The 4,850-nt window shown below is 72.6% G+C and carries 6 protein-coding genes; 4 read left to right on the top strand and 2 right to left on the bottom strand.

The window, feature by feature from the left end:
- Positions 1-258 precede the first annotated feature (258 nt).
- Positions 259-1,056, bottom strand: a complete 798-nt coding sequence (locus ACWD0J_RS40920) for an RNA polymerase sigma factor SigF (RefSeq protein ID WP_451500946.1) — start codon at positions 1,054-1,056, stop codon at positions 259-261.
- A gap of 245 nt (positions 1,057-1,301) precedes the next feature.
- On the opposite strand from ACWD0J_RS40920, the gene ACWD0J_RS40915 reads away from it, so the two are divergent.
- Positions 1,302-3,098 (top strand): thiamine pyrophosphate-requiring protein, encoded by a 1,797-nt coding sequence (locus ACWD0J_RS40915; RefSeq protein ID WP_451500945.1) that lies wholly within the window; start codon positions 1,302-1,304, stop codon positions 3,096-3,098.
- Positions 3,099-3,148: 50 nt separating this feature from the next.
- Positions 3,149-3,526, top strand: coding sequence for a DUF4333 domain-containing protein (locus tag ACWD0J_RS40910; protein ID WP_451500944.1), 378 nt, complete (start codon positions 3,149-3,151; stop codon positions 3,524-3,526).
- Between the two features lie 26 nt (positions 3,527-3,552).
- Here ACWD0J_RS40910 and ACWD0J_RS40905 read toward each other — a convergent pair whose 3' ends face one another.
- Positions 3,553-3,753, bottom strand: coding sequence for a hypothetical protein (locus tag ACWD0J_RS40905; protein ID WP_451500943.1), 201 nt, complete (start codon positions 3,751-3,753; stop codon positions 3,553-3,555).
- A 129-nt stretch (positions 3,754-3,882) separates the two neighbouring features.
- Between ACWD0J_RS40905 and ACWD0J_RS40900 the strand changes: the two genes are divergently transcribed.
- Entirely contained in the window at positions 3,883-4,269 is a 387-nt protein-coding gene (locus ACWD0J_RS40900) for a DUF2795 domain-containing protein (protein WP_451500942.1), read from the top strand.
- Positions 4,266-4,718: a CBS domain-containing protein gene (locus ACWD0J_RS40895; RefSeq protein WP_451500941.1), complete on the top strand. Its 453-nt coding sequence runs from the start codon at positions 4,266-4,268 to the stop codon at positions 4,716-4,718. The genes ACWD0J_RS40900 and ACWD0J_RS40895 overlap by 4 nt, the downstream gene beginning before the upstream one ends.
- Positions 4,719-4,850: the final 132 nt, after the last annotated feature.

Raw genomic sequence — 4,850 nt, 5'->3', positions numbered from 1 at the left:
GGCGCGGTGCGGGCCCGGCTCGCGCGGGGGCGGGGGCGGGGGCGGGGCCGGGGCCGGGTACGGACGACCGCACGGGCCCCGGACACCTCCGGCCACGACACGTACGGCGCCCGAACGCCGTCCGAATGATGAACGGCGTCCCCGCGCTGGTCCAGGGGGCGGGGAGAACCGTACGACCGGCCGGGGTCGGCCGGGGCGGCGAACGCCCCCGCGACCACTGCCGCCGCCGACCGGCCGACCGGCCGACCGCCCCGGGCGTCAGGCGGCGGCGTCCCTCATGACCTGATCCCGCACCTGGCCGCAGCACCGGTTGATCAGCCGGGAGACATGCATCTGCGAGATCCCCAGCTGCTCGGCGATCCGGCTCTGCGTCATGTCCTTGAAGAACCGCATGTACAGGATCGCCCGCTCCCGCTCGGGCAGCGCGGCGAGCCGGGCCTTCACGGCCTCCCGGTCCACCACCGTGTCCAGCGCGGGGTCGGACGACCCCAGCGCGTCGCTGAGCGAGTACCCGTCCTCGCTGCCGGGCAGCTCCGCGTCCAGGGACAGCGCGCTGAAGCTCTCCAGTGCCTCCAGCCCGGCGCGGACGTCGTCCTCGCTCAGCTGCGCGTGGTCGGCGATCTCCGCGACGGTGGGCCGGCGCCCGGAGATGGTCTGGGACAGGTCCTGGGTGGCGAAGCGGACGCGGTTGCGCAGGTCCTGGACCCGGCGCGGTACGTGCAGCGTCCACATGTGGTCGCGGAAGTGCCGCTTGATCTCGCCGGTGATGGTCGGCACGGCGTAGCTCTCGAACGCGTTGCCGCGCTCGGGGTCGTAGCGGTCGACGGCCTTGACCAGGCCGAGGGCCGCGACCTGGCGCAGGTCGTCGAGGCTCTCGCCGCGGCTGCGGAAGCGTCCGGCGAGCCGGTCGGCCATGGGCAGCCAGGCTTCGACGAGCTGTCCGCGCAGCGTGTCGTGCTCGGGTCCCGGCGGCAGCTCGGCCAGCCTGCGGAACGCCTCGGCCGTGTCGGGTGCGTCGTCGTGCGGGTGGTGCTTCGCGCTCACTTGAGTGGGCATGTGCGTCGCAACTCCCTCGGTCGTGCTCGGGGTGGACGGTCACCGTGGGAGTGTGTCCGCGCTGGTGGCGGGCGCGTCCGGGGCGACGGAGCGGCCGCTCCCACGGACGTGCCTCCGGTCCGAAGCACTGTGAGTGCGCCTGCCCCGGGCCCCGCACCGCAAACACCGGGCCAGGTTTTCCGGGCACGCGCCGGGAGACTCGTAGGGCTGCCGCACGTGTCGACCCAGGTCCGGGAGGTCCCTCGATGAGCACCAAGGTCTCCGACCACGTTCTGCAGCGGCTGCGCGAATGGGGTGTGGAGCAGGTCTTCGGCTATCCCGGCGACGGCATCAACGGGCTCCTCGCCGCCTGGGGGCGGGCCGAGAACCAGCCCCGTTTCATCCAGTCCCGGCACGAGGAGATGTCCGCGCTGCAGGCGGTCGGCTACGCCAAGTTCAGCGGCCGGCTCGGCGTGTGCGTGGCGACCTCGGGGCCCGGCGCGATCCACCTGCTCAACGGGCTGTACGACGCGAAGCTGGACCATGTGCCGGTGCTGGCGATCGTCGGGCAGACGCACCGCTCCGCGATGGGCGGCTCCTATCAGCAGGAGGTGGACCTGCACTCGCTGTACAAGGACGTCGCCTCCGAGTTCGTGGAGACGGTGACCGTTCCCGAGCAGCTGCCGAACGTGCTGGACCGGGCGATCCGCACCGCGTACGCGCGCCGCTGTCCCACCGCGGTCATCATCCCGGGCGATGTGCAGGAGCTCGACTACGCGCCGCCCACGCACGAGTTCAAGATGGTGCCCTCCAGCCTGGACCACAGTTCCTGGACGGCGGTTCCGTCCGACGAGTCCCTCCAGCGGGCGGCGGAGATCCTGAACTCCGGTGACAAGGTGGCCCTTCTGGTCGGCCAGGGCGCGGCCGGTGCGCGGGCCGAGGTGGAGCGGGTCGCTCAGATGCTCGGCGCGGGCGTCGCCAAGGCGCTGCTCGGCAAGGACGTCCTGAGCGACGAACTCCCCTACGTCACCGGCTCGATCGGGCTGCTCGGCACCCGCCCGTCGTACGAGCTGATGCGGGACTGCGACACCCTGCTGACCATCGGGTCGTCGTTCCCGTACACGCAGTTCCTGCCGGAGTTCGGCAAGGCGCGGGGCGTGCAGATCGACATCGATCCGCACATGGTCGGGATGCGATACCCGTACGAGGTGAATCTCGTCGGTGACGCGAAGGCGACGCTGCAGCGGCTGATCCTGCTGCTGGACGCGGAGCGCGGCGAGCGTGACTGGTACGAGACGGTGTGCGCGAACGTGAAGCAGTGGCGCGGGGTGATGGAGCGGCGGGCGCTGCAGTCGGCCGACCCGATCAACCCGGAGTACGTGGCGCACGCGCTGGACGCGCTGCTGCCGTCGGACGCGATCGTCACCTCGGACTCGGGGTCGGTGGCGAACTGGTACGCCCGGCACCTGACGATGCGGCCGGGGATGCGCGGCTCGCTGTCGGGGACGCTCGCGACGATGGGCTGCGGCGTGCCGTACGCGATCGGCGCGAAGTTCGCGCACCCGGACCGGCCCGTGATCGCCCTGGTCGGGGACGGCGCGATGCAGATGAACGGCCTGGCCGAGATGATCACGGCGGCGAAGTACCGCGATGTGTGGGAGGACCCGCGGCTGGTCGTGGCGGTGTGGAACAACCAGGACCTCAACCAGGTCACCTGGGAGATGCGGGCCATGGGGGGCGCCCCGTCCTTCCTGCCCTCGCAGCAGCTGCCGGACGTGCGGTACGCGGAGTTCGCCCGCTCGCTGGGTCTGACCGGCGTCCGCGTGGAGAAGCCGGAGGACGTCGAGGCGGGCTGGCGGGCCGCCCTGGAGGCGGACGGCCCCGCGGTGATCGAGTTCCTCACCGATCCGGCGGTGCCGCCGATTCCGCCGCACGCCACCTGGGACCAGATGGAGGCCACGGCCGCCTCGATCCTCAGGGGCGACGCGGACGGCGCGTCCATGGTCAGGCAGGGCCTCAAGGCGAAGGTGCAGGATTTCCTGCCGGGCCGGGAGAAGAGGTGAACGGACGTGCCGGGCGCGGCTGATGGGTATGCTTTCCGCGCCGTCTCGTCATGATCCCTGAACCGGAGTCCACCGTGCCCGACACCCGGCTGTCCGCAGTGCCCTCGCTCCTGTCGGCCCTGGCCGCCGGCGCGCTGCTCGTCGGCTGCTCGGCCGAGGTCAGCGTCGGGTCGGCCACGCCCAAGATGTCCGCGGACAAGCTGGCCACCACGGTCTCCGAGAAACTCGCCGCCACCACGGGCCGGCCGAAGCCGGACATCGCCTGTCCCGAGGACCTCGTCGGCGAGACCGGGACCACCACCCGGTGCACGCTCACCGCGGACGACGGCAGCACCTTGGGCGTCACGGTCACGGTGACCTCGGTCGAGGGAGACCTGATCAACTTCGACCTCAAGGCGGACGACACCGCTTCCCCCGCGCCGAACTGACACCGGCGGCAGGACCGCGAACCGGGTCAGGAAGCCTTTTCCCGTCGTGCCACCGGAGCGACCGGGGCGATGGGGCTCACCGGGGCGATGGGGCCCACCGGAGACGGGGCGGCGGACGGTTCGAGCCCGTCGGTCTCCTCCCCCGGCAGCAACAGGTCCTCGTACCGGCCCAGCGCCAGCATCACGCCGAGCATGAGGAGCGGGATGATCACAGCGAGCACCGCCATGGCCTGTCCTTCTGCAGGAATGTGCGCGGGGGGCCTGAGCCGGGTCTCCCGCCATTCGGGGCGCAAACCCCGTGTCGGCGTCCGGTCCTCGGGTACGCGGTGGCCACCCCCGAAGATCTGGAGGGAGACATGCAGCGAGGCAGCGACCGGCTGAGCCGTCACCGTGACGACGAGATGAAGCACGAACTGCAGGGTCTGCTGCGGTCCGGGCACCCCACCCGGAGCGAGGAGTGGCACGACCCCGAGCCGACCGCCGACGACGATCCCGAGATCGCGGGCGGGCCGGTGGCACCGGGCCGCGCCGGGGCGTCACTGGCGGCGGTCCGGCTGGAGCTGGCCCGGATCCTGGGCCGCAGCTCGTTCCCCGCGAGCTCCGGGGACCTGGTGCACGTCCTGCGCCGGAAGAACGCCCCCGACACCCTGGTCGAGGCACTGGAGCGGCTGCCGCGCAAGGACCGCTACGCCAACGTCCAGGAACTCGCGCGGGCAGTGACCCGGAGGGAGGGCCGGCAGTGACGGCCGACTTGGTGAAAGACGTGATGACGCCGGGTGTGGTGGCCGTCCGCCCGGACTCCTCGCTCGTCGAGGCCGCGCAGTTGATGCGCGCGCAGGACATCGGCGACGTCCTGGTGGCGGACGGGCAGCACGTGGTCGGGGTGCTCACCGACCGGGACATCACCGTGCGGGCCGTCGCCGACGGCGTCGATCCGCTGACGGTGAGCGCCCAGTCGGTGTGCACACCGGACCCGGTGATCGTGTCCCCCGACGACCCGGTGTCGGCGGCGGTCGCGCTGATGCGGGCGCACGCCGTACGGCGGCTGCCGGTCGTCGAGGACGGGCTGCCGGTCGGGATGGTGAGTCTCGGCGACCTCGCCGAGGCCCAGGACCCGGACTCGGCGCTCGCCGACATCAGCCGGGCCGCACCGGACACCGCGCGGGAGAGCAACGGACGGGAGACCCTGTGAGACAGGGCCCCGACCAGGCCGCCGGGACCGCCGTCGTGGCCGGCGGGGACCCCCCGACGGCTCGTACGGCGTCGGCTCGTGCCGCGTCCGCGGCCGCTGCCGCTGCCGCTGCCGCGCGGCCGGTCTGCGGCC

This window comes from Streptomyces sp. NPDC003011 (assembly GCF_053591515.1).
Note: the sequence above shows the minus strand (reverse complement) of the source record. Positions and strands in the feature narration are given on the sequence as shown.